The 18,382-nt window shown below is 45.2% G+C and carries 21 protein-coding genes; 11 read left to right on the top strand and 10 right to left on the bottom strand.

Annotated features, from left to right (window positions below; all coding sequences use genetic code 11):
- Positions 1-79: 79 nt before the first annotated feature.
- The 3 genes from ACXADE_RS17285 to ACXADE_RS17275 all read right to left on the bottom strand — a co-directional run bounded on the left by ACXADE_RS17285 (position 80) and on the right by ACXADE_RS17275 (position 3,878).
- Positions 80-955 carry a hypothetical protein gene (locus ACXADE_RS17285; RefSeq protein WP_474981664.1) on the bottom strand — a complete coding sequence of 292 codons (876 nt, stop codon included), beginning with the start codon at positions 953-955 and terminating at the stop codon, positions 80-82.
- The gene (locus ACXADE_RS17280; protein WP_474981663.1) at positions 948-2,120 is read right to left on the bottom strand and encodes a hypothetical protein; all 1,173 of its coding nucleotides are present in this window, start codon (positions 2,118-2,120) and stop codon (positions 948-950) included. Before ACXADE_RS17280 ends, ACXADE_RS17285 begins: the two co-directional genes overlap by 8 nt.
- A gap of 342 nt (positions 2,121-2,462) precedes the next feature.
- Positions 2,463-3,878: a hypothetical protein gene (locus ACXADE_RS17275; RefSeq protein WP_474981662.1), complete on the bottom strand. Its 1,416-nt coding sequence runs from the start codon at positions 3,876-3,878 to the stop codon at positions 2,463-2,465.
- A 146-nt stretch (positions 3,879-4,024) separates the two neighbouring features.
- Between ACXADE_RS17275 and ACXADE_RS17270 the strand changes: the two genes are divergently transcribed.
- Both ACXADE_RS17270 and ACXADE_RS17265 read left to right on the top strand, forming a co-directional pair.
- On the top strand, positions 4,025-4,837 hold the full coding sequence (locus tag ACXADE_RS17270) for a DUF3100 domain-containing protein (protein ID WP_474981661.1): 813 nt from the start codon (positions 4,025-4,027) through the stop codon (positions 4,835-4,837).
- A gap of 3 nt (positions 4,838-4,840) precedes the next feature.
- Entirely contained in the window at positions 4,841-5,293 is a 453-nt protein-coding gene (locus ACXADE_RS17265; RefSeq protein WP_474981660.1) for a hypothetical protein, read from the top strand.
- A 36-nt stretch (positions 5,294-5,329) separates the two neighbouring features.
- On the opposite strand, the gene ACXADE_RS17260 is transcribed toward ACXADE_RS17265, so the two are convergent.
- Positions 5,330-6,043 (bottom strand): DsbA family oxidoreductase, encoded by a 714-nt coding sequence (locus ACXADE_RS17260; RefSeq protein ID WP_474981659.1) that lies wholly within the window; start codon positions 6,041-6,043, stop codon positions 5,330-5,332.
- Positions 6,044-6,298: 255 nt separating this feature from the next.
- On the opposite strand from ACXADE_RS17260, the gene ACXADE_RS17255 reads away from it, so the two are divergent.
- From ACXADE_RS17255 to ACXADE_RS17240, 4 genes are all read left to right on the top strand, one after another.
- The gene (locus ACXADE_RS17255; RefSeq protein WP_474981658.1) at positions 6,299-7,123 is read left to right on the top strand and encodes a peptidoglycan-binding protein; all 825 of its coding nucleotides are present in this window, start codon (positions 6,299-6,301) and stop codon (positions 7,121-7,123) included.
- Positions 7,124-7,264: 141 nt separating this feature from the next.
- Positions 7,265-7,456: a hypothetical protein gene (locus ACXADE_RS17250; RefSeq protein ID WP_474981657.1), complete on the top strand. Its 192-nt coding sequence runs from the start codon at positions 7,265-7,267 to the stop codon at positions 7,454-7,456.
- Between the two features lie 21 nt (positions 7,457-7,477).
- Positions 7,478-7,774, top strand: a complete 297-nt coding sequence (locus ACXADE_RS17245; RefSeq protein WP_474981656.1) for a DUF4212 domain-containing protein — start codon at positions 7,478-7,480, stop codon at positions 7,772-7,774.
- A gap of 15 nt (positions 7,775-7,789) precedes the next feature.
- Positions 7,790-9,451 (top strand): sodium:solute symporter family protein, encoded by a 1,662-nt coding sequence (locus tag ACXADE_RS17240; RefSeq protein WP_474981655.1) that lies wholly within the window; start codon positions 7,790-7,792, stop codon positions 9,449-9,451.
- Positions 9,452-9,519: 68 nt separating this feature from the next.
- Here ACXADE_RS17240 and ACXADE_RS17235 read toward each other — a convergent pair whose 3' ends face one another.
- Positions 9,520-11,001 (bottom strand): gluconokinase, encoded by a 1,482-nt coding sequence (locus ACXADE_RS17235; RefSeq protein WP_474981654.1) that lies wholly within the window; start codon positions 10,999-11,001, stop codon positions 9,520-9,522.
- 15 nt (positions 11,002-11,016) lie between these two features.
- Entirely contained in the window at positions 11,017-11,874 is an 858-nt protein-coding gene (locus tag ACXADE_RS17230) for a MurR/RpiR family transcriptional regulator (protein WP_474981653.1), read from the bottom strand.
- Between the two features lie 353 nt (positions 11,875-12,227).
- Between ACXADE_RS17230 and ACXADE_RS17225 the strand changes: the two genes are divergently transcribed.
- From ACXADE_RS17225 to ACXADE_RS17205, 5 genes are all read left to right on the top strand, one after another.
- The gene (locus tag ACXADE_RS17225; protein ID WP_474981652.1) at positions 12,228-13,277 is read left to right on the top strand and encodes a TRAP transporter substrate-binding protein; all 1,050 of its coding nucleotides are present in this window, start codon (positions 12,228-12,230) and stop codon (positions 13,275-13,277) included.
- Between the two features lie 74 nt (positions 13,278-13,351).
- Positions 13,352-13,891 (top strand): TRAP transporter small permease, encoded by a 540-nt coding sequence (locus ACXADE_RS17220; RefSeq protein ID WP_474981651.1) that lies wholly within the window; start codon positions 13,352-13,354, stop codon positions 13,889-13,891.
- On the top strand, positions 13,888-15,168 hold the full coding sequence (locus ACXADE_RS17215; RefSeq protein ID WP_474981650.1) for a TRAP transporter large permease: 1,281 nt from the start codon (positions 13,888-13,890) through the stop codon (positions 15,166-15,168). Before ACXADE_RS17220 ends, ACXADE_RS17215 begins: the two co-directional genes overlap by 4 nt.
- A 105-nt stretch (positions 15,169-15,273) precedes the next feature.
- Positions 15,274-16,239 carry an AEC family transporter gene (locus tag ACXADE_RS17210; RefSeq protein WP_474981649.1) on the top strand — a complete coding sequence of 322 codons (966 nt, stop codon included), beginning with the start codon at positions 15,274-15,276 and terminating at the stop codon, positions 16,237-16,239.
- A 14-nt stretch (positions 16,240-16,253) separates the two neighbouring features.
- Entirely contained in the window at positions 16,254-16,517 is a 264-nt protein-coding gene (locus tag ACXADE_RS17205; protein WP_474981648.1) for an HPr family phosphocarrier protein, read from the top strand.
- Positions 16,518-16,540: 23 nt separating this feature from the next.
- Here the strand turns inward: ACXADE_RS17205 and ACXADE_RS17200 are convergent, their stop codons facing one another.
- The 4 genes from ACXADE_RS17200 to ACXADE_RS17185 all read right to left on the bottom strand — a co-directional run bounded on the left by ACXADE_RS17200 (position 16,541) and on the right by ACXADE_RS17185 (position 18,334).
- Positions 16,541-17,125 (bottom strand): transposase, encoded by a 585-nt coding sequence (locus tag ACXADE_RS17200; RefSeq protein ID WP_474981647.1) that lies wholly within the window; start codon positions 17,123-17,125, stop codon positions 16,541-16,543.
- Between the two features lie 178 nt (positions 17,126-17,303).
- Positions 17,304-17,498: a hypothetical protein gene (locus ACXADE_RS17195; protein WP_474981646.1), complete on the bottom strand. Its 195-nt coding sequence runs from the start codon at positions 17,496-17,498 to the stop codon at positions 17,304-17,306.
- A gap of 32 nt (positions 17,499-17,530) precedes the next feature.
- Complete coding sequence (locus tag ACXADE_RS17190) at positions 17,531-17,815, bottom strand: hypothetical protein (RefSeq protein WP_474981645.1); 285 nt, start codon at positions 17,813-17,815, stop codon at positions 17,531-17,533.
- A gap of 30 nt (positions 17,816-17,845) precedes the next feature.
- Complete coding sequence (locus tag ACXADE_RS17185; protein ID WP_474981644.1) at positions 17,846-18,334, bottom strand: sigma-70 family RNA polymerase sigma factor; 489 nt, start codon at positions 18,332-18,334, stop codon at positions 17,846-17,848.
- Positions 18,335-18,382 lie beyond the last annotated feature (48 nt).

Raw genomic sequence — 18,382 nt, 5'->3', positions numbered from 1 at the left:
TGTTTGGAAGATTTATTAATATAATGGATTGCAATCAAACATAAAAAGATCACTCTGAAATGGAGTGATCTTTTTTATTTCAGTCCTCTCTATCTAAACGAATAAGTAGGCCTGTTTTGTCGTCGCTTGTTTTTAAACGTGGGAAACGAACACAATGCTTATCGTTTTTTTCTTTCTCAAACACTTTATCTTTTAAAGTTGCTACCCCATCCTCAAATGCTATTTTCGCTGATTGTAACCAGCTATCAATTTCAGTGTTTTCAGTAGGTAAAACCATTCCATCACTTAATAACAGTATGTTCTTTACTTTTATTAGGGAAATTTTTCCTGATTCTAATAAAGGGATGGCTTCTGAACTTCCATCAATAATTACATATCCTTTATCTGTATTCATTTTCTTGCGGTTTTCAATCAGAAGGGGCATGACTTTATTTCTTAGTTCGCTGATATGAGGTATGTCCGGATATTGATATTTTTCTTGTAATTCTTTTATTTCAAAAACAACTTTTTTATCTAAATCATTTAATAAATCATAAGTAATCGCACGAATTTCACCACTCTCATATTGGACAAAAAGCATACAGTCCCCGGCATGATAATACTCAAACGAATGTTGTTCCGCATTCAGTTGTATAACTGCCATACCTGTGGTACTTCTTTTTTCTTTAGGAACAAAGTGCATGCATTTACCACTTTCTTCAGAATATGGACGATGCTCCTTCATCATCTTATCGGCGATTTTTTCGTTACCTTGTTTGATAAGGTCGAGGAGGGATTGGTTTTCTTGTAGTAAGGATTCGCGCATTGTTTCAGAGGCTAATTTACCTGGCATTCCCTCTTGGAGCCCAGTGGCTCCGTCTAGAACAGCGAATATATTCGACTTTTCATTAATGACATATGCGTCTTCATTGTATTTTCCGTTTCCGCTCTCATAAACGATGGACGTATTATACATTGGATATTCCTCCTAGCCATTCAAAGTAATAAACTGCGATCGATAGCAGGATTAAAATTATGCCCAGTCCGGCACCAATTAAATTTTTTCTTAAGATTTTCTTTTCTTGTATTTTATTTTCTACTATATGAAAAAGCATAAAACTGAAGCCAGAGTAAGCAATTAGTAATATTCCGCATAGCACAAGAAGTAGCATAGTAGCTGATGGGAAATTTTGAGTTTGAATAATTTGAAGAGAACCGATCGTAAATGAAATAATCGCCGTAAAAAAACCAAGAATTTGTAAGTTTTGCTGTTTCATACCTTCAAGGTTTTGCACAGTTTCATTATACAATTCCTTGTGTTTTTTTTCTTGGTCCTGTACAGATAAGTCAATTTCTCCTTTGGCTTTTTGGATATTTCTATTTAATTCTTCAATTGTCTGCTGTTGAATGATTTTATCTTCATTCAACCTTTGTTCAACCTCGATTAAAGACAGTGTTTGGTAATACCTGGATAACCTTAACTGATAGTCGTGTCCCTTCTTTTCGATTTGGATCGCTTCTTGAACATCCTTTAATGCCCCCTCATATTTTTGGAAATGTCTCTTAAAACGAGCTCTTGTATGAAAGAATTTAGCATAACCGTCCTTTGTTAAGTCTACAGCTTTATTTAGATATTCATAAGCATCCTGGATTAATAAATGTGGTTGTTGTGAAGGAATCCGATGTAGGGAGTTTCTTTCAACCAACTCAATCACTGATTCGGCGTAATTATGTAGGATACCAGGATGGTTTTTCAGTGTTACTTCCTCCAATGAGTATAAAGAATCGTAAATACTTTTTTCTGTTTCCCCAATAGATTTATACATAAGGGATCTGAAGTGGTAGTAAATAGGATACTCCTTGAAGCTATCCTCTTCCATTAAGAATAATCTTTGATGCTTTTTTGCATAGTCATTACGTCTATAGTAAGTTGCCAGAGCTAGGAAAGCGATAAATGCTATATGATGAATATCATGTGCCGGGTCTTCGTCCATTATTTTCATTAATTCTTCTTCAACCATTTCCACGTCAGCCTCTGCTTGTCCAACAACGAAATCAACAATAGCCGTTTCATAATTCCGATTATGTTCTTTGGGTAATTGTTCGATTAGATTAGAGAAATCTTTATAGATTTCACTCATACACTCTCCCCCGTCTTTTTAGGAATGAATAGAAATGTTTTAGGGTGAGGGAAGGAATGATGATTAGACTTTCCCAAGTAGAAAAGCTTCATCATATTTCATAAATAAGAAAGTGAAAAAATCCACTCTACGCTTGTAACACCCTGTAAATTTTATATTCATAGTGAAGTTACCTAGTAAATTTTAGCAAATGGATGATGCTTTACTCATTATAAATGACTAACGGATAAATTGTAATATAAGAAGGTGATATATGTACTACTTCCTCGTGAGGAGCTCTTCGTAAAGATTAAGACTAGGTCATCCAATATATGGATGACCTGGTACACCATAAAATGGTAATTAAAAGAGGAACAGGGCTAGGATGGTGGCGATGGTTAATCCGGTGATGACGGGGAAGAAGTTTTTTCGGACGAGTTCCATGACGGGGACCCCGCAGAAGCCGGCGATCGCGATGATGGAAGACCAGGCAATGATCGTTCCTCCACCAGTCCAGATCGATCCCATCTGCCCAATAGCGGCAAGCGTTGAAGCATCTATAGATCCATTCGCGAGGGAAGCGGAAAGTGCCCCCGTGAGCGGAAGTCCGGAGAAGCCCGATCCATCAAGGCCTGTGATGATACCGATGATCAGAATACTGAATGCGGTCAAAAACGCACTCTGGGGCAGGTAATCCTGACTGGATTGAACGAGGTCGAATAAAAAGGAAGGTGTGGCTTCAGCGGGGAGGACGAGAATGTCCTTAGCAAACTCGCCACTTCCAAGAAAGAAGAATCCGGCGATCGGAATGACTGGTCCCATTGCTTTGAATGCGAAAACGAACCCTTCTGTAATGTGCTCACTCACATGATCGAGCGCTTTTTGTTTTCCGAAGGCTATGGTGGAACACAACAGCAGGATGACGGCGACGCCGCCGATGAAGGCGGCTCCATTCCCACCTTCAAAACCTCCCATCCGCCCGGAAGACAGTTTGGTCGATATCATATAGATCATGACCGAAAGCATGGAAAGAGGGACCAGAATCGCAAACAGCCGGCTCCAGAAAGGGGCTTCGGATCCTTCTTTCTGTTCTTTCAATCCTTGCATCTGGATGATTTCCTGGTGATTTATAGGATCGTCTTTGGTTCTGAATTTTTTTCTATTGAACAAGTACGCAAGTCCGATGGCAATGCCACCTGTAATTAACGATAAGACAAGGGCTTGATCCATGACGGCTCCAGTATCGATTCCGGCGGATTTTGCAGAGAGCTCGGGGGCGACCTGGATGATGTAATCCGAAGATAAGGCCATCCCTTGACCAGCAAGTGCAACGACCATAGCAGCGACCATCGCGGGAAGCCCTGTTCGGATGGCAGCTGGGACGAGAAGTGCACAAATGAGCGGAACCGCAGGCGTTGGCCAGAAGAAAAGCGATACGACGTAAGTGATACCGGCAAGGATGAAAAATGAGACATGGCTGTTAATCATCACTTTTTGAATGGGCTGGATCATTCGGGTATCAGCGCCAAGGTCTTTCAAAGACCGCAGCAGGGCGACCATGAAAGTGATGATTAAAAAGATATTGAACAATTCTTTGGCAGCCACTAAGTTGGCGTTGAAAACACCTACAAACCCGCTGATCAGGCTGCCGTTGAACATCCAGGCGACAATAAAAGTCCCAAGTAATGTCGGAAGCACCACCCCTTTTCGAAAAATCATCGTCAGGATGATGAGAAGAGTGAAGAGACCATAGATCCAATGAGACATCGTCAAATCCATAAAAATGCCTCCTTTTTTACATAGGCTATTCAACCACTTCTCAAGAGGTGAAGTACGGCTGGGACGTTATTGTCAAAATTTGACCTTGCAATAAAAATTCTGAAGATTATAATGATTAGTATTATTTATTTTCAGGGGGGATCTATATGAAGCAGCAACTCTCGAATATATGGAAGGATTGGAGGCTGCATGCGGTGGTGCTCGCCATCGTCTTATTGACCGAATGGATCGGAACGCACTCGTTCACTGTCGGTCCTGGTGTTGTTCTTTTATTACCGATGCTTTATGCCATCATTATTGGTCTTTCATTGTTTTTTACACCAGTGATCAAAGAAAAGCAGTCGAGTAACGCGGAGCCACTTATCGTTCTTGGTGTTACGGTCCTCATTGCTAAAATAGGGGTCATCATTGGTCCATCACTGCCGCAAATCATTGAGGCAGGTCCCGCTTTGCTCCTGCAGGAATTCGGAAATCTGGGAACGATTCTGATCGCGCTTCCGGTGGCCGTCTGGTTAGGTCTCAAGAGGGAAAGTATCGGGATGGCGCACTCGGTAGCCCGTGAACCGAATGTTGGTTTGATTATGGACAAGTATGGGTTCAATTCTCCGGAAGGCCGGGGAGTCATGGCGATTTACATATTCGGTACCGTCTTCGGAGCCGTGTTCATGGGATTGATTTCCGGGTTTCTTGCCACGTGGACGCCGCTTCATCCACTTTCGTTCGCAATGGCATCCGGGATCGGCAGCGGAAGCATGATGGCTGCGGCGAGCGGTTCCTTAGTCACGGCTTTCCCGAACCTGGAAAATGATATCCTCGCTTTCGCCGGAGCGAGTAACCTTCTATCCTTGTCGACAGGGCTATATATGAGCATCTTTATCGGATTACCACTGACTGAACGCTTGTATCAACTCATGACGAATAAGAAAAAAACGAAATCAAGCGTAAGGAAAGGGGCGTAACAGATGCTGAAAAACATACAGGAATGGATATTGCTGCTTGGAATTTTCGGGGCGGTCGCCCTTGTGGGAAATTGGATAGGATATGACATTCTTCCGGTGGATGCCATACCGGGGATGCTGATTCTCCTAGCGATCTGCTTAACCGGATTGATTTTAGGTGACGTGCTTCCAGGCTCTCTGCCGAGCATCGCTTATGTCGCACTTGTTGGTGTTGTTCTTTCGATGCCATGGATGCCTGGGTCAGACGTAATTGTATCGGCGACCAATGAAGTGAACCTGCTTGCACTGACGACACCCATTCTTGCCTATGCAGGCATTGCGATCGGCCGCTCATGGACAGACTTTGTAAAACTCGGCTGGCGCAGCATTGTTGTTGCCGTTTGTGTGATGTTGGGAACGTTTTTAGGATCAGCGCTGATTGCAGAAGCGATATTGAAATTTCAAGGAATCATATAAAAAAGCCGCGGGAGCTCCCGCGGCTTTTCTTATGAATTATTTTTCTGGAACTTCGCAACCGTCTTCTGAGCATGAAGCCCCGTTTTCACTGGATAGATCCTCAAAGGCCGGCTTCTGATCTTCTTCGGCAAACGCCTTTTCCAGACCTTGGACGAACACTTCTGTGGGCTGTGCGCCGGAAACAGCATATTTCCGGTTGATGACGAAAAATGGAACGCCCTGGACGCCAATCTGCTGAGCTTCCGCTTCTTCTTTGCGGACTGCTTCTGTATAAGCATCACCCTCAAGCACGGTGGTTACCTCTTCACGATCCAGACCAGCCTCAACCGCCAGTGTTTGGATGGTTTCAGGATCCCCAATATCATGACCGTCTGTCAGCACAGCCTTGAAGAATCGTTCGGCAAACGCTTTTCCGATGCCTTTTTCATTCGCCAATTGAAACACACGGTGAGCATCGAACGTATTCGTCGGCACAACTTGATCGAAATGAAAATCGAGCCCGACCATTTTCGCCTGCTCCGTCATGTTTTGGGTCATTCCGCGTGCTTCTTCAAGCGAGCGGCCATACTTGGCAGCAAGTTTTTCGTGCATGTTTCTCCCTGTATTTCGTTCGGCATTCGGGTCTAATTCAAAGCTTTTATACTCCACGTCCACCGCTTTCCCTGGAAAATGCTCAAGCGCTTCTTCCAGTCTGCGTTTACCAATATAACAAAAAGGACAGACAAAATCTGACCAAATTTCAATTTTCATAGAGTTCACCTCTTTTTTAGATTCCCTTCCATTTTACGATGGCCATCGCCTGATTTCCATGAATCTGTTTGAACGCCCTCTCGTGTAAAGGTGAGGAAATAGGAGGTCGTACAATGTAGGATACGGTTCTTCAAACGATCCTTTGTTTACTTTGTCGTTGGTGTCGAGCGTGATTTCCCTAAGTTAAAACAATTCAAGGTCTTCCTGACACCAAATCCTTCTCTGCTTCGATTATAGAAACAGGGAGGGATTTTTATGTTGACAGTGGAAACGTTGAAAAACAGAAGCGTGTCAAAGATGGGACGAGTGCTGCCGGTCGTAAAGGAAAACGTCATGAGGTTGATTGAGCAAGCTTATGCAGAAGAAATCTTCGTTCAAATATCTTCAGGCCACCGCACGTACGAGGAACAGGCGTGGCTTTATGGACAAGGACGTCCCGATTATTACTGGAAAGGGAAGCGCTATGGACATAGTGGGAATATTGTCACCTATGCTAAACCTGGAAAGAGCAATCATCACAGTGGACGGGCGGTCGACTTCTTTCTAGTAAGCCGTGATGGCACGAACGCCCTCTGGACTGTGGATAAAAAGTGGCGCCATGCAGCAGATCTCGCTAAGCGTCTGGGGTTTCAATGGGGTGGGGATTGGTCGACGTTCAAAGATTATGCCCACCTGGAGTGGCCCGAAAAAACAAACATGGTGAAGGATACCCAGATGAAGCTGCTCCAACTCGGCTATGACCCGGGTCCCGTGGACGGATTTTATGGCCCGAGAACGAAACAAGCCGTGATCGACTTTCAGCACCAGGAAGGTTTGGAGGTGGATGGGAGTGCGGGTCCTCTGACCTTAACGAGACTTCAGGAAAGGACGTATCCGAACGAACCGATTGACTACGGGGCTGTCGGTGATGTTGTGAAAAGAATCCAGCGCGCGGTCGGAGCGGACGATGATGGCAGGTTCGGTCCTGCAACAGAGGAGGCTGTCTGCGCGTTCCAACAGCAGCAGGTGCTGGAAGTTGATGGTATTGTCGGACCTCGAACGTGGCGGCGGTTATTTGGGAAAAAGCACCCATTCTTATGAACCGTTTCCTAGTTATATCGTACCTGTTGACAATTTTTGAAATATTTAGAATAATACTAGTTGTAATATTCAGTTAAATCTAAATATTCTTAAAAATTTTTAAGTGTTTATGTGAACGCTTACAATTAAGGGAGGAGGATAGTGTCGTTGCTGATTCCGATTATTCTTTCCATCATCACCATATTGTCTGTCGTTTTCGCTTTGAAGAAAAAGCGGCCATTCTTATTGGCCGTACCGTTTCTTGCTCTTTTTGGAGTCGCTCTTATCAAGATCATCATGGTTCCGATGCCGTTCTGGGAAACGGTGCAGTTCATTTTTAACTTGCGAGGTTAAATGGAAAGGAGTTGAACGATTGTGAAAAAGATGGACCCACAACAAGCGAAAGCTTATTTCCGGCTGCGAACGATGTTGATTTCCATCTATCTTGCTGTCGGGGTACTTGTATCATTCGTCGTTGTTCTTTTTGCCGAAAGTCTTCAGTCCTTTACAGTGATGGGCATTCCTCTTCCCTATTACATGGGGGCACAAGGAGCGATCATCACGTTTATCGTCCTGCTTTTCTTCAATGCCGTCATCAGTGATATCGTCGATAAGAAATTCGGACTGATTCCAAAAGATAAATCTGAACAAAATCAAGCAGTCAATCAATAAGATAGGGGGAGAATAATGGACGCACAGTTTATGGTCTCCCTTGCTTTAATTGTTGCCACATTTGCACTGTACATAGGGATTGCTGTCTACAATAAAGCAAGGGCTACATCAGATTTCTACGTTGCCGGCCGCGGGGTGCCGCCGGTCTTTAATGGTATGGCCATCGGAGCGGACTGGATGAGTGCAGCTTCATTCATCGGACTCGCCGGAACAGTCATGATTCTCGGGTACGACGGACTCGCCTATATTATGGGGTGGACAGGCGGATATCTTCTGCTCACTTTCCTTCTTGCTCCACAGTTAAGAAAATATGGACGGTATACGGTGCCGGAGTTTATCGGTGACCGGTACCGGAGTAATGCGGCAAGGTTGATTGCGGCTGTTGCCACAATCATCATCAGCTTTACTTATTCCGTCGGCCAGCTTTCCGGATCCGGTGTCGTGATCGGGCGGTTGTTCGAGGTGGATACAGTGATCGGTACATTAATTGGTGTGGTGCTTATTGCCTTCTACTCAGCCATGGGTGGTATGAAGGGGATCACATGGACACAGGTAGCTCAGTATCTCGTATTGATCATTGCTTACTTGATTCCGGTCATTTTCATGTCCCTGCAGCTGACACAAAATCCGGTCCCTTGGCTTTCCTACGGTGATGTCGTATCAGAAATGCGCGCCCTCGACCAGGACCTCGGGATTTCTGAATACATTATTCCATTTACCGAAGGATCGAAATGGCAGTTCATGGCTTTAATGTTTACGTTGATGGCCGGAACAGCTGGTCTGCCGCACGTCATCGTCCGTTTCTATACGGTCGCAACGATGAAGGCCGCCCGCTGGAGTGGTGCATGGGCGTTGTTGTTCATCGGCCTGCTTTATTTATCTGCTCCTGCCTATGCGGCTTTTTCAAGGTTCATCTTGATGACGGAGGTTGCAGGTTCTCAATTGAACAATCTTCCGGCATGGACACAAGCTTGGGTCGATACCGGACGTCTTTCTCTGGCTGACAACAACAGCGACGGAGTCCTGCAATGGACAGAGCTCGTCATTAGTAATGATATTGTCGTCATGGCAACACCTGAAATCGCGGACCTCGGTATTTTCGTCATCGGTTTGATGGCGGCAGGCGCGATGGCCGCTGCCCTATCTACAGCTGGTGGTTTGATGATCGCAATTTCAGCTGCACTATCCCACGACATTTACTACCGTTCCATCAATCCGAACGCGAGTGAGAAAAAACGGTTGGCTGTCGGTCGTTGGTCCATCGTACTGGCAACGGTTGCCGCCGGTTTGATTGCATTGAACCCGCCTGGCGCGATTACACAGATTGTCGCTTGGGCGTTTGCACTCGCCTCAGGCTCGTTCTTCCCGGCCCTGCTTCTCGGAGTGTGGTGGAAACGTGCGAACGGTCCAGGGGTTATTGCTGGGATGCTCGTCGGGTTGTCGGTGACCCTCGGCTATATTTTTGCAGCAAAATATGGAGGTTTCACGATTCTCGGAATCATCGATACAGGAGCGGGAGTTTTCGGGTCGGCAGCCGCCATCTTAGCGAACGTCGTTGTTTCCCTCATCACAGCCCCGCCGTCTAAACAGACACAGGATGAAGTGACCGACCTCCGCTACCCTGAACAGATTGAATATAAAGATGGAGAATACTGGCTGAAAGAAGACGCCAAATAAAAATGAAAAAAAGAGGTGTACCAGGTCATCCATATATTGGATGACCTGGTACACCATTTATTTACATCTTACATCCGATGAAGTTGTTCGAAATCGGGTTGCAGTTTGGTAGAGACCGATGCGTAAATCTCAAAGAGTGCTTTATATTTTTCGTGAGTTTCAGGATTTGGTTCATAGTGGCCTTTCATTGGAATGGAAGATTTGATCGAAGACAGGCTATCTACATGTCCAAGACTGTAAAGGGCGACCCAGGCGGCTCCCCAGGCAGAGCTTTGATGGCTGACTGGAATTTCGACCCGCTTGTTAAATATATCAGCGAGCATTTGCACCCACATCTCTGATCGTGCAAACCCGCCGCTTGCATAAATTTTGTCATGCGTGTTCCCAAGGCGCTCAAGGGCGCTTCCTATATGCAGGATTGAAAACAGCACACCTTCCATGGCGGCTCTTGTCATATGTCCTTTTCCATGAGAGGGGGTCAAACCAATGAAGGACCCTTTCGCTTCAGCATTCCAGAACGGGGCGCGTTCACCGTTTAAATAGGGAAGGAACAATAGATTTCGAGATCCGGCTTCTACTTCACTGGCAAGCTCTGTCAGTTGTTCGACCGGAATCTCCTCCTCTTCTGAGAAAAGCTGTTGAATCCACTTCAGAACTAATCCACCATTGTTAGACGGCCCTCCAGTGATCCAGAGCTCATCAGTGAAGCTGTAGGAGAAGACTTCTTGACGATCATCGAGAAGGGGTTCGTTGGAAAATTGGCGAATCGCTCCACTCGTTCCGATGGTTATCGCTGTTTCCCCTGGCTGGATGGCCCCAATCCCTAAGTTTGCGAGCGGACCATCACTGCCTCCAATGACGAAAGGTGTGTCCGCAGGAAGACCTGATTTAACAGCTGCTTCCCTGTTCATTCCTTTCATAGAGTAAGTGGGCTTGACCGGCTGGAAAAGCTGTCCTTGATCAATGCCGGCGATTGCCAGAACATCTTCGTCCCACTTATTTTCGTGAATGTTGAACAGGCCGGTAGCAGCCGCAATGGAATAATCGACGACTTTTTCATCGAACCATCGGTATAGCAAAAATTCTTTCACGGATACGAAGTAGTCCGTTTTTTTCAAAGGTTCATAGTCATGGTTTCGCATCCAAAGGAGTTTAGATAAAGGAGACATCGGGTGAAGCGGCGTTCCTGTGCGCATGTACACATCCGGGTGCTCTTTCTTCAAAGCAGTGGCTTCCTCGGCGCTGCGCGCATCTGCCCAAATGATGGAAGGGGACAAAGGTGCTCCCTGCTCGTCCATGCAGATGAGAGAGTGCATCGCAGCGGAAATGCCGACCCCGGTAATTTGCTCATGGTCGATGGACCGGGTACTCAAGTTTAAGGCTTCAAGAGCTGCCTCCTCCATTTGCAGCGGGTCCTGTTCTGCGTGCCCGACGACCGGATGGGAGAGGGGGTAAGCGACTTCATATTCAGCCGCCACTTCTCCATTATGATGAAAGACGACGGATTTGGCGCTCGTCGTCCCAAGGTCTAATCCAATTACATAGCTCATATAACAACTTCCTTTCTACACACGTTTCCTTGATATCGCATCCCGCATGCGCTGGGTCGCCGCCTGTGCCTGGTCTTTCATTTTTACACTGTAGTTTACAAACAGAGAATCAATCAGGGAGAGTCCTGCGATTCTTGAAGCGAGCGCTTCCGAACGGAATTCTGTTTCTTCAGCTACGGTATATAATGAAAGATCGACAACTTTCGTTAGGGGAGACTTGGCAAAGTTCGTGATTGCAATCGTCTTGACGTTGTTTTCTTTCGCGACCTCGACAATATCCAATATATCCTGATTCGATCCTGTGTGGGAGATAACGACGGCAACATCCGTTTCCCTCATCTGCGACGCAGACATGAGTTGCAGGTGCGTGTCAGGGTAGGCATGTGCTTCCATCCCGGTTCGAATAAATTTGTGTTGGGCATCCATCGCTAGGATGTTTGATCCACCGCTTCCGAAAAAGAAAACCCGATCCGCTTCTACGAGGTATTCCATCGCCTTCTGCAGGGAAACAGGGTTTTGTACATCTCTGGACGTTTCCAAAGCCCGGATGTTCGCCTGAAAAACTTTTTCAGTAATTTCGAAATCGGTATCTTCTTCGGAAATTTTCTCGTGGATATCCTGAATGGGATTTACGATTTCTGATGCCAGGGCAATCTTCAGTGCTTGATAGCCTTTAAAACCTAAGCGCTTACAAAATCTGAAAACGGTTGCATCAGCGACCATAAGATCATCCGCCACCTGGTTAATGGTAGAGTGAACGATATCTTCTGTATTTTCCAGAATGTAATCAGCGATCAGCTTTTCTTTTTCACTGAATTGAGTGTAAGAAGAACGGATTCTACTGATGACATGCTTCGTGGGAGTTTCAATCATAGGGATTCCTCCTTCAGCTTTACAACTTTCTTTCATTGTATATGAAATTTATTTCAAAAGAAAGTTCGGTTTCGGTGAATTTTTTTTCTAAAAAACTATTGAACTAAAAAAGATTTATTGTATAATCGGAATTACAGAAAATAATTTTCGAAATATTCCTCCGTAACCTTCTTTTTTTTAGAGTTCATTTGAAAGCGCTTCTAAATAAGAGAGTGGAAGAGGATAACCCATCGAAAACTACTTTCTATGGAATCGATTCCTGTTTCGTTAGCGGCTTGTTGAAAGCGGTTACCGGGGGAGGGAAGTACAATCGTTTTGTGAAAAAATTTTACATACAAGGGGAGAGGTCAAACATGAAAAAAGTATTAGGTTTTTTGTCAATCGTCCTATTGATTACGGTATTGGCTGCATGTGGTAATGGCGATTCAGAGTCCAGCAGCAGCGAAGGTGAAAGCGCTTCAGGTGACAGCGGCGAAACGAAAACAATCAAAGCTGGTATCGGACTGAACAGTGATCACCCACAGTATAAAGGTCTTTTGAAGTTCAAGGAAATTGTTGAAGAAGAAACAGATGGCGCGATCAAAGTTGAAACGTACCACAGTGGTCAGCTAGGCGACGACCGTTCCATGACGGAAGCTCTTCAGCTGGGTACTCAGGAAGTTGTTATTCCTTCCACAGCACCACTTGCAAACTTTGTACCAGAATTCAGCGTATTCGATATTCCATTCCTTTTCCCTAACGAACAAGTAGCAGACAAAGTATTGGATGGGGAAGTTGGACAAGAACTACTTGGTAAATTGGAAGAACAGAACCTTGTCGGTCTTGCTTATTGGGAAAATGGTTTCCGTGACCTTACAAACAGTGAGCGTGCGGTTGCGACAGTCGACGATTTCGATGGTCTGAAAATCCGTACAATGGAAAACGATCTGCACTTGGATGCCTTCAAAGCACTAGGCGCTAACCCTACACCAATGGCATTCACAGAATTGTTCACAGCGATGCAGCAAGGGACAGTTGACGGTCAGGAAAACCCTTATGCAACAATCTATCTTCAGAAGTTCTATGAAGTACAAGAGCACGTTTCCAACACGCACCACATCTACAGCCCGTTCGTATTCTTGATGAGCAAATCTTTCTATGATGGTTTGAGTGAAGATCAGCAGAAGATTGTTAAAGAGGCAGCCGTTGAAGCAGGCCAGCACGAGCGTGAGTTGAACCGTGAAGCGAACGAGAAGTACTTGAAGCAGCTTCAGGAAGAAGGCATGGAGTATACTGAAATCACGGATGAAGCTCGCCAGGAAATGGTAGAAGCTGTCGAGCCAGTGATTGAAGATTACAAAGGTAAAATTGGTGAAGAAACAGTAGAAAAAGTTTACAAAGCCATCGAAGAAGCGCAAAAATAATAGAATGACTAGAGTACGCTGTAGCGAAACTGCAGCGTATTCTTCTCCATTCAGGGTCAGTTGAGGTGAAGAAAATGAACATCATTCGAGCGATCGACCGCAGGCTGGAAGAAGTATTGCTCGTCATTTTCTCGACCATCATGGTCAGTGTCATTTTCCTGCAGGTCGCAATGCGTGTGTCGGGAAATTCATTGTCGTGGTCAGAGGAACTCGGACGGTACTGCTTCATTTGGTTAGTGTATATCGGAATCAGTTACGGAGTGAAGAAGCAGCGTCACATCAAAGTGGACGTCATGCTGCTTCTATTAAAAGGAAAAGCGAAATTGTTGCTTGCCATCATTGCAAATCTACTATTCTTAGTATTCAGTTTGTACGTGGTCGTCAATGGTTACAGCATCGCTTCCCAGCTTTTATCGTTTGGCCAGCAGTCTCCGGCCTTACATATACCGATGGGGCTTGTATATATGGCGACACCCGTCGGATTCGCATTGACAGCGATCCGTCTCGTACAGAACTTGTTTGTACAAATTAAAATGTTGATCGGCAAAAAAGAACTCGATGTCGATGATGAACGTGATCGTATGCAGAAGCAGGAAGGAGAGGATGAATCATGACAACAATCGTATTATTTGGTACGTTCGCCCTCTTCCTTCTGCTAAGTGTACCGATCGGAATTGCTCTCGGATTATCAACGCTTGCGACGATTTTTTACACTGGTGCCATTCCGGTTCAGTTCTTAATGAAAGAACTCGTCACGTCGGTTGATTCATTCCCATTGATGGCCGTCCCGTTTTTCATCTTAGCTGGTGAAATTATGGGGAAAGGCGGCATATCCGAACGACTATTCAACTTCGCAAACGCGCTTGTCGGTAACAAGACCGGTGGATTTGCGATGGCGACCATCGTCACATGTATGTTCTTTGCTGCGATTTCCGGTTCAGGGCCGGCAACCGTTGCTGCCATCGGCGGAATCATGATTCCTGCTATGGTAAGACAAGGGTATGACAAAAAGTTCGCAACAGCTACCGTAGCTGCAGCAGGTTCGATCGGGGTTATCATTCCTCCGAGTATTCCAATGGTTATTTATGGAGTAGTTGGCGGGGCTTCCATTGGTGACATGTTCATCGCCGGAATCATTCCTGGATTCATTGTCGGTGGTGCACTGCTTGCATGGGCGTACATTTATTCAAGAAAACAAGGGTATAAAGGCATGGCAGAAAAAACGTCCCTTGCAAACATCGGAAAAACATTTTGGGAAGCCAAATGGGCCCTCGTCATTCCAGTCATTATCCTTGGCGGAATTTACGGCGGAATTTTCACACCGACAGAAGCGGCCGTCATCGCGGTTGTTTACGGTATCATTGCAGGATTGCTTCTATATCGTGAACTCAGCATCAAGGACATGCCGAAGATCTTCGCAGATTCTGCATTGACGACAGCAACGGTCCTGATCATCGTAGGATCGGCCACAGCTTTCGGCCGTCTCTTGACGATTGAACAGATTCCGACACAGGTAGCCAACTTCATGCTGTCCATTTCGGAAAATGAGATTATCCTCATTCTATTGATCACCGTCCTTTTATTGATTGTCGGATGTTTCATGGATACGCTTGCAGCAATTATCATATTGACGCCGATTTTGCTACCAATTGCCGTAAACCTTGGATACGATCCCATCCACTTCGGGATCATCATGGTCGTAAACTTGGCGATCGGTTTCATTACACCACCACTCGGTGTTAACTTGTTCGTCGGCTCCGGAATTTCCGGTCTATCGATTGAACAGTTGTCACGGGCGATCATCCCGTACTTTTTCGCGATGATCTTCTCGTTACTGATGATTACGTTTATACCAGAACTATCTCTATGGTTGATCAGCTTTGCTGACTGATGGACACAAGGACTGACCCTCCTGTACGTCATCCGAGATCCCTTGCTTTTAGGCAAGGGTTTTTCGGTTTTATAGCGGGATTGTAAAAAGATTTCGAGATTTAATTTGTTAAAAGAAAGGCGGTGCGGGCGCTGCCTGTATGATGGTGGGACGCATCCGAACGGTACTATTGTTATGAGTGTATTCATCCAGGTCGTACTGCCGGTCATATTGATTTTCGGGGCTGGCTTTATCATTCAGAAAATCGCTAAATTAGACGTGAAATCCGTATCGACGATTGCTTTGTATGTCATGCTGCCATGTTTAGTTTTCCAAACCTTTTATGAAGCGGACTTGAATGGAGAGTATTTGATGATGCTCGTCTTCTCCGCTCTGCTTCTTTTCAGCATCCTTGCCATCAACAAGGTGGTCTGTAAGGTAAGAAAGTATGATCAAAACATGGAAAGCGGGCTGATTCTATCGACCGCTTTTATGAACTCCGGGAACTACGGGGTCCCCATCATCCTATTCGCTTTCGGGGAAGAAGGCTTTGTCTACGCGGTATCTTTCATGGTCCTCCAGGCGATCATCATGAACTTCTTCGGTGTTTATTATGCGGCTAAAGGGACATCAGGACTGAAGCAGGCGATCGTATCTGTACTGAAGATGCCACCGACCTATGCGGTGCTTGTGGCCTTGCCGATGAATCTCGGAGACATCGGAATTCCTGAGAATCTCATGAACAGTGTCGATCTGCTCGCCGCAGCAACGGTCCCGATGATCATGGTTGTCCTCGGCATGCAGCTGGCGGGTATTCCTCTACAGAACCTGGAATGGCCGAAAGTCTCTTATGCGGCAGGGGTGCGCTTAATTGCTTCCCCTTTGATTGCATTCGTGCTTACCCTGGTGCTCCCGATGAGTGATATGATGGCAGCCGTCCTCATTGTCTGTGCAGCTATGCCATCAGCAGCTACGACGACGATTTATGCCGTCCAGTTCAATTCGAAACCGGACCTTGTTTCAAGCATCACGTTAGTGACAACGCTATTCAGTGTTGTCACCATACCTATATTGTTGAACCTGTACATTTAAAGGAGGAAACGCAAATGAGTGAAAAAGTATCAAAACACGTGAAGGTTTACATGAAAGAAACCCAGACGATTATGGAGCTGTCACAAATCATCCAAAGTTACGATTCAGAAATTATCTTGAAGAAAGTGGTTCAGGGCAGCGTTCATGAAGCCAACCTGAAAAGCTTCCTCGGTCTGATTAATCTCAGACTTCAGGAAGGTGACGAAATCGAAGTTACCTGCATCGGCCCAGACGCCCCCCAAGCCCTGGAAGAAGTAGAAAACTTCCTCCAGCCTTGATTGGGATTTTATGTAAGACCTGGTCACCCATTACTTGGGTGACCAGGTCTTACTTTATTTGCCAATTGAACAAAAAACTCATACTGTCTCTCATCTTTGAAATAGGAAAGGATTGTAGAAGTGGTAATCAAGTCGGAATAGAAAGAAGAGGGGGTTAAATAGTGGGCGTAGCTGCTCCATTTGTAGTGTTCCGGCTGGAAGGTGAGGAGGGCACGGCAGGGATTGAGGTGAATATAGCGGCTCACTTGAAGAACATCATTCGCATCATTCTCAAGTCTCGCTTTGTAAGGACCTTCGAAAAGATGACCAACGTAGCCATACTTTTTATTGAAATACATTGCATACTGCGAGTGAAGGTCTTTCATGAAGGTACCAGGAGGAAGATCAATCGTTTCAATCAGAAGGTGTACGTGGTTGGACATGAGGCAGAACGAGTGGAGATAGAAAGGGTGGGAGAGTTTGGCTTCTCGAAGAAGGGCTAAATACTTATACCTGTCTTTATCATCATAAAAGATTTCGGTTTTTCGATTTCCTCTAGCCGTAATATGATACCAGGCCTTAGGAAACCATGGACGCTTCCGCATCACATCAATCCTTTCTCTGTTCAAGTATAATCACACCTCTCCTTTATTCGACAAACCTAAGCAAATTCCTGTTCAATTTCCAAATATTGTTGTACTTGGTCTTACAGATTCTGGAGCACCAGGTCATACAAATAATTCCAGACAACCTCAATCAATCTCGCTCCAAGCACAAAAAAAGTCCGCCTTTGGAAGGCGGGCTTTTTTATGTGGATTTTTGTTTTTTCTTTTCTTTCCAGAACATATAGAGGTTCAGGAACAGAAAAGCGACACTGAAGACGGCGCTGAACGTCGACATTTCAATGGTGTCCGTAAACCATCCCAATATTAAATAAATGAGAAAAAAACCGGCGAAACCGAGATAGATCATATGCTCTTCCTTTCCATAGAACGTCGCCATTATTATAACATTCTATGGATCAAGGAGGGAAATCACGCTGGTGGATACATGTGAAAGCGGTAAACAGTGAATTCTTCACCGGCTTCAATACTGTAGGATTGGATCGGGAGGTTGGCAAACATTGTGCCATCGTTCTGCTCCATGGAAATATTGATCACCATTTCTTTGTCTTCCAAGAGGGGAAGGGGGAAAGGATTCACGATTTCGACCATCCACTCATAGGCGAGGCGTTCCAGAAATGCATGCATGAAGGTTGTCGGAACTTCATCTAGCCAGATGTTCACAAGGGGGAACAAGGATCGGGATGTTTGTTCCAAAGAGGATTCCTCCGTTTAATTAGGATAATTTTACATTCCCTCTATTTCCATTTGGTAAACACGACTTACTTTCTTTTTCATCTGTTTACGTGCACGTTTCACCGTCGAAAGGCTCTTTCCAGTGTGGTGGGAGATTTCTTTGAGAGTGTACCCACTGTAACTATGCTCAAAGACCATTTGTTCCCGGGCAGTGAAGCAAGAATAGGAGGAAATATCAAGTAGAAGGATGGCTTCCTGGAGAGCTTCATGTTGGGGAGGATTTTTCTGCAGGTAATATATGTGTTCAGCTTCCTTGGCACGACGATGGTTTCGGTTCATCGTTTGAAAATGATGGTGTAATGATGCGGTGAAAAAAGTGGTGAATTTGCTGAGGGACGGGTCATATTTCCCGAGGCAGCGGATGTAGAGGAGGTAACTTTCCTGGAGGCAGTCTTCGTAAGGTTCCGGCAGGTCCCACTGATGAAGACAGCAATGGATGAGTCGTTCATATTCGTGAAACTCGAGAATCGAATCTTTCATAACACACTCCTTTCTATGAAAACTATTATCCTTTAATTTCCAAGAAAA

It is taken from the genome of Halobacillus sp. ABR2_026, assembly GCF_056158545.1.
This window is presented reverse-complemented; position numbering and strand designations above follow the sequence as displayed.

What these genes read in the sequence shown, in the direction of transcription:
- ACXADE_RS17285 (WP_474981664.1), bottom strand. Translation starts at nt 955, where the DNA reads ATGTATAATACGTCCATCGTTTATGAGAGCGGAAACGGAAAATACAAT.
- ACXADE_RS17280 (WP_474981663.1), bottom strand. Translation starts at nt 2,120, where the DNA reads ATGAGTGAAATCTATAAAGATTTCTCTAATCTAATCGAACAATTACCC.
- ACXADE_RS17275 (WP_474981662.1), bottom strand. Translation starts at nt 3,878, where the DNA reads ATGGATTTGACGATGTCTCATTGGATCTATGGTCTCTTCACTCTTCTC.
- ACXADE_RS17270 (WP_474981661.1), top strand. Translation starts at nt 4,025, where the DNA reads ATGAAGCAGCAACTCTCGAATATATGGAAGGATTGGAGGCTGCATGCG.
- ACXADE_RS17265 (WP_474981660.1), top strand. Translation starts at nt 4,841, where the DNA reads ATGCTGAAAAACATACAGGAATGGATATTGCTGCTTGGAATTTTCGGG.
- ACXADE_RS17260 (WP_474981659.1), bottom strand. Translation starts at nt 6,043, where the DNA reads ATGAAAATTGAAATTTGGTCAGATTTTGTCTGTCCTTTTTGTTATATT.
- ACXADE_RS17255 (WP_474981658.1), top strand. Translation starts at nt 6,299, where the DNA reads ATGTTGACAGTGGAAACGTTGAAAAACAGAAGCGTGTCAAAGATGGGA.
- ACXADE_RS17240 (WP_474981655.1), top strand. Translation starts at nt 7,790, where the DNA reads ATGGACGCACAGTTTATGGTCTCCCTTGCTTTAATTGTTGCCACATTT.
- ACXADE_RS17235 (WP_474981654.1), bottom strand. Translation starts at nt 11,001, where the DNA reads ATGAGCTATGTAATTGGATTAGACCTTGGGACGACGAGCGCCAAATCC.
- ACXADE_RS17230 (WP_474981653.1), bottom strand. Translation starts at nt 11,874, where the DNA reads ATGATTGAAACTCCCACGAAGCATGTCATCAGTAGAATCCGTTCTTCT.
- ACXADE_RS17225 (WP_474981652.1), top strand. Translation starts at nt 12,228, where the DNA reads ATGAAAAAAGTATTAGGTTTTTTGTCAATCGTCCTATTGATTACGGTA.
- ACXADE_RS17220 (WP_474981651.1), top strand. Translation starts at nt 13,352, where the DNA reads ATGAACATCATTCGAGCGATCGACCGCAGGCTGGAAGAAGTATTGCTC.
- ACXADE_RS17215 (WP_474981650.1), top strand. Translation starts at nt 13,888, where the DNA reads ATGACAACAATCGTATTATTTGGTACGTTCGCCCTCTTCCTTCTGCTA.
- ACXADE_RS17205 (WP_474981648.1), top strand. Translation starts at nt 16,254, where the DNA reads ATGAGTGAAAAAGTATCAAAACACGTGAAGGTTTACATGAAAGAAACC.
- ACXADE_RS17195 (WP_474981646.1), bottom strand. Translation starts at nt 17,498, where the DNA reads ATGGCGACGTTCTATGGAAAGGAAGAGCATATGATCTATCTCGGTTTC.
- ACXADE_RS17185 (WP_474981644.1), bottom strand. Translation starts at nt 18,334, where the DNA reads ATGAAAGATTCGATTCTCGAGTTTCACGAATATGAACGACTCATCCAT.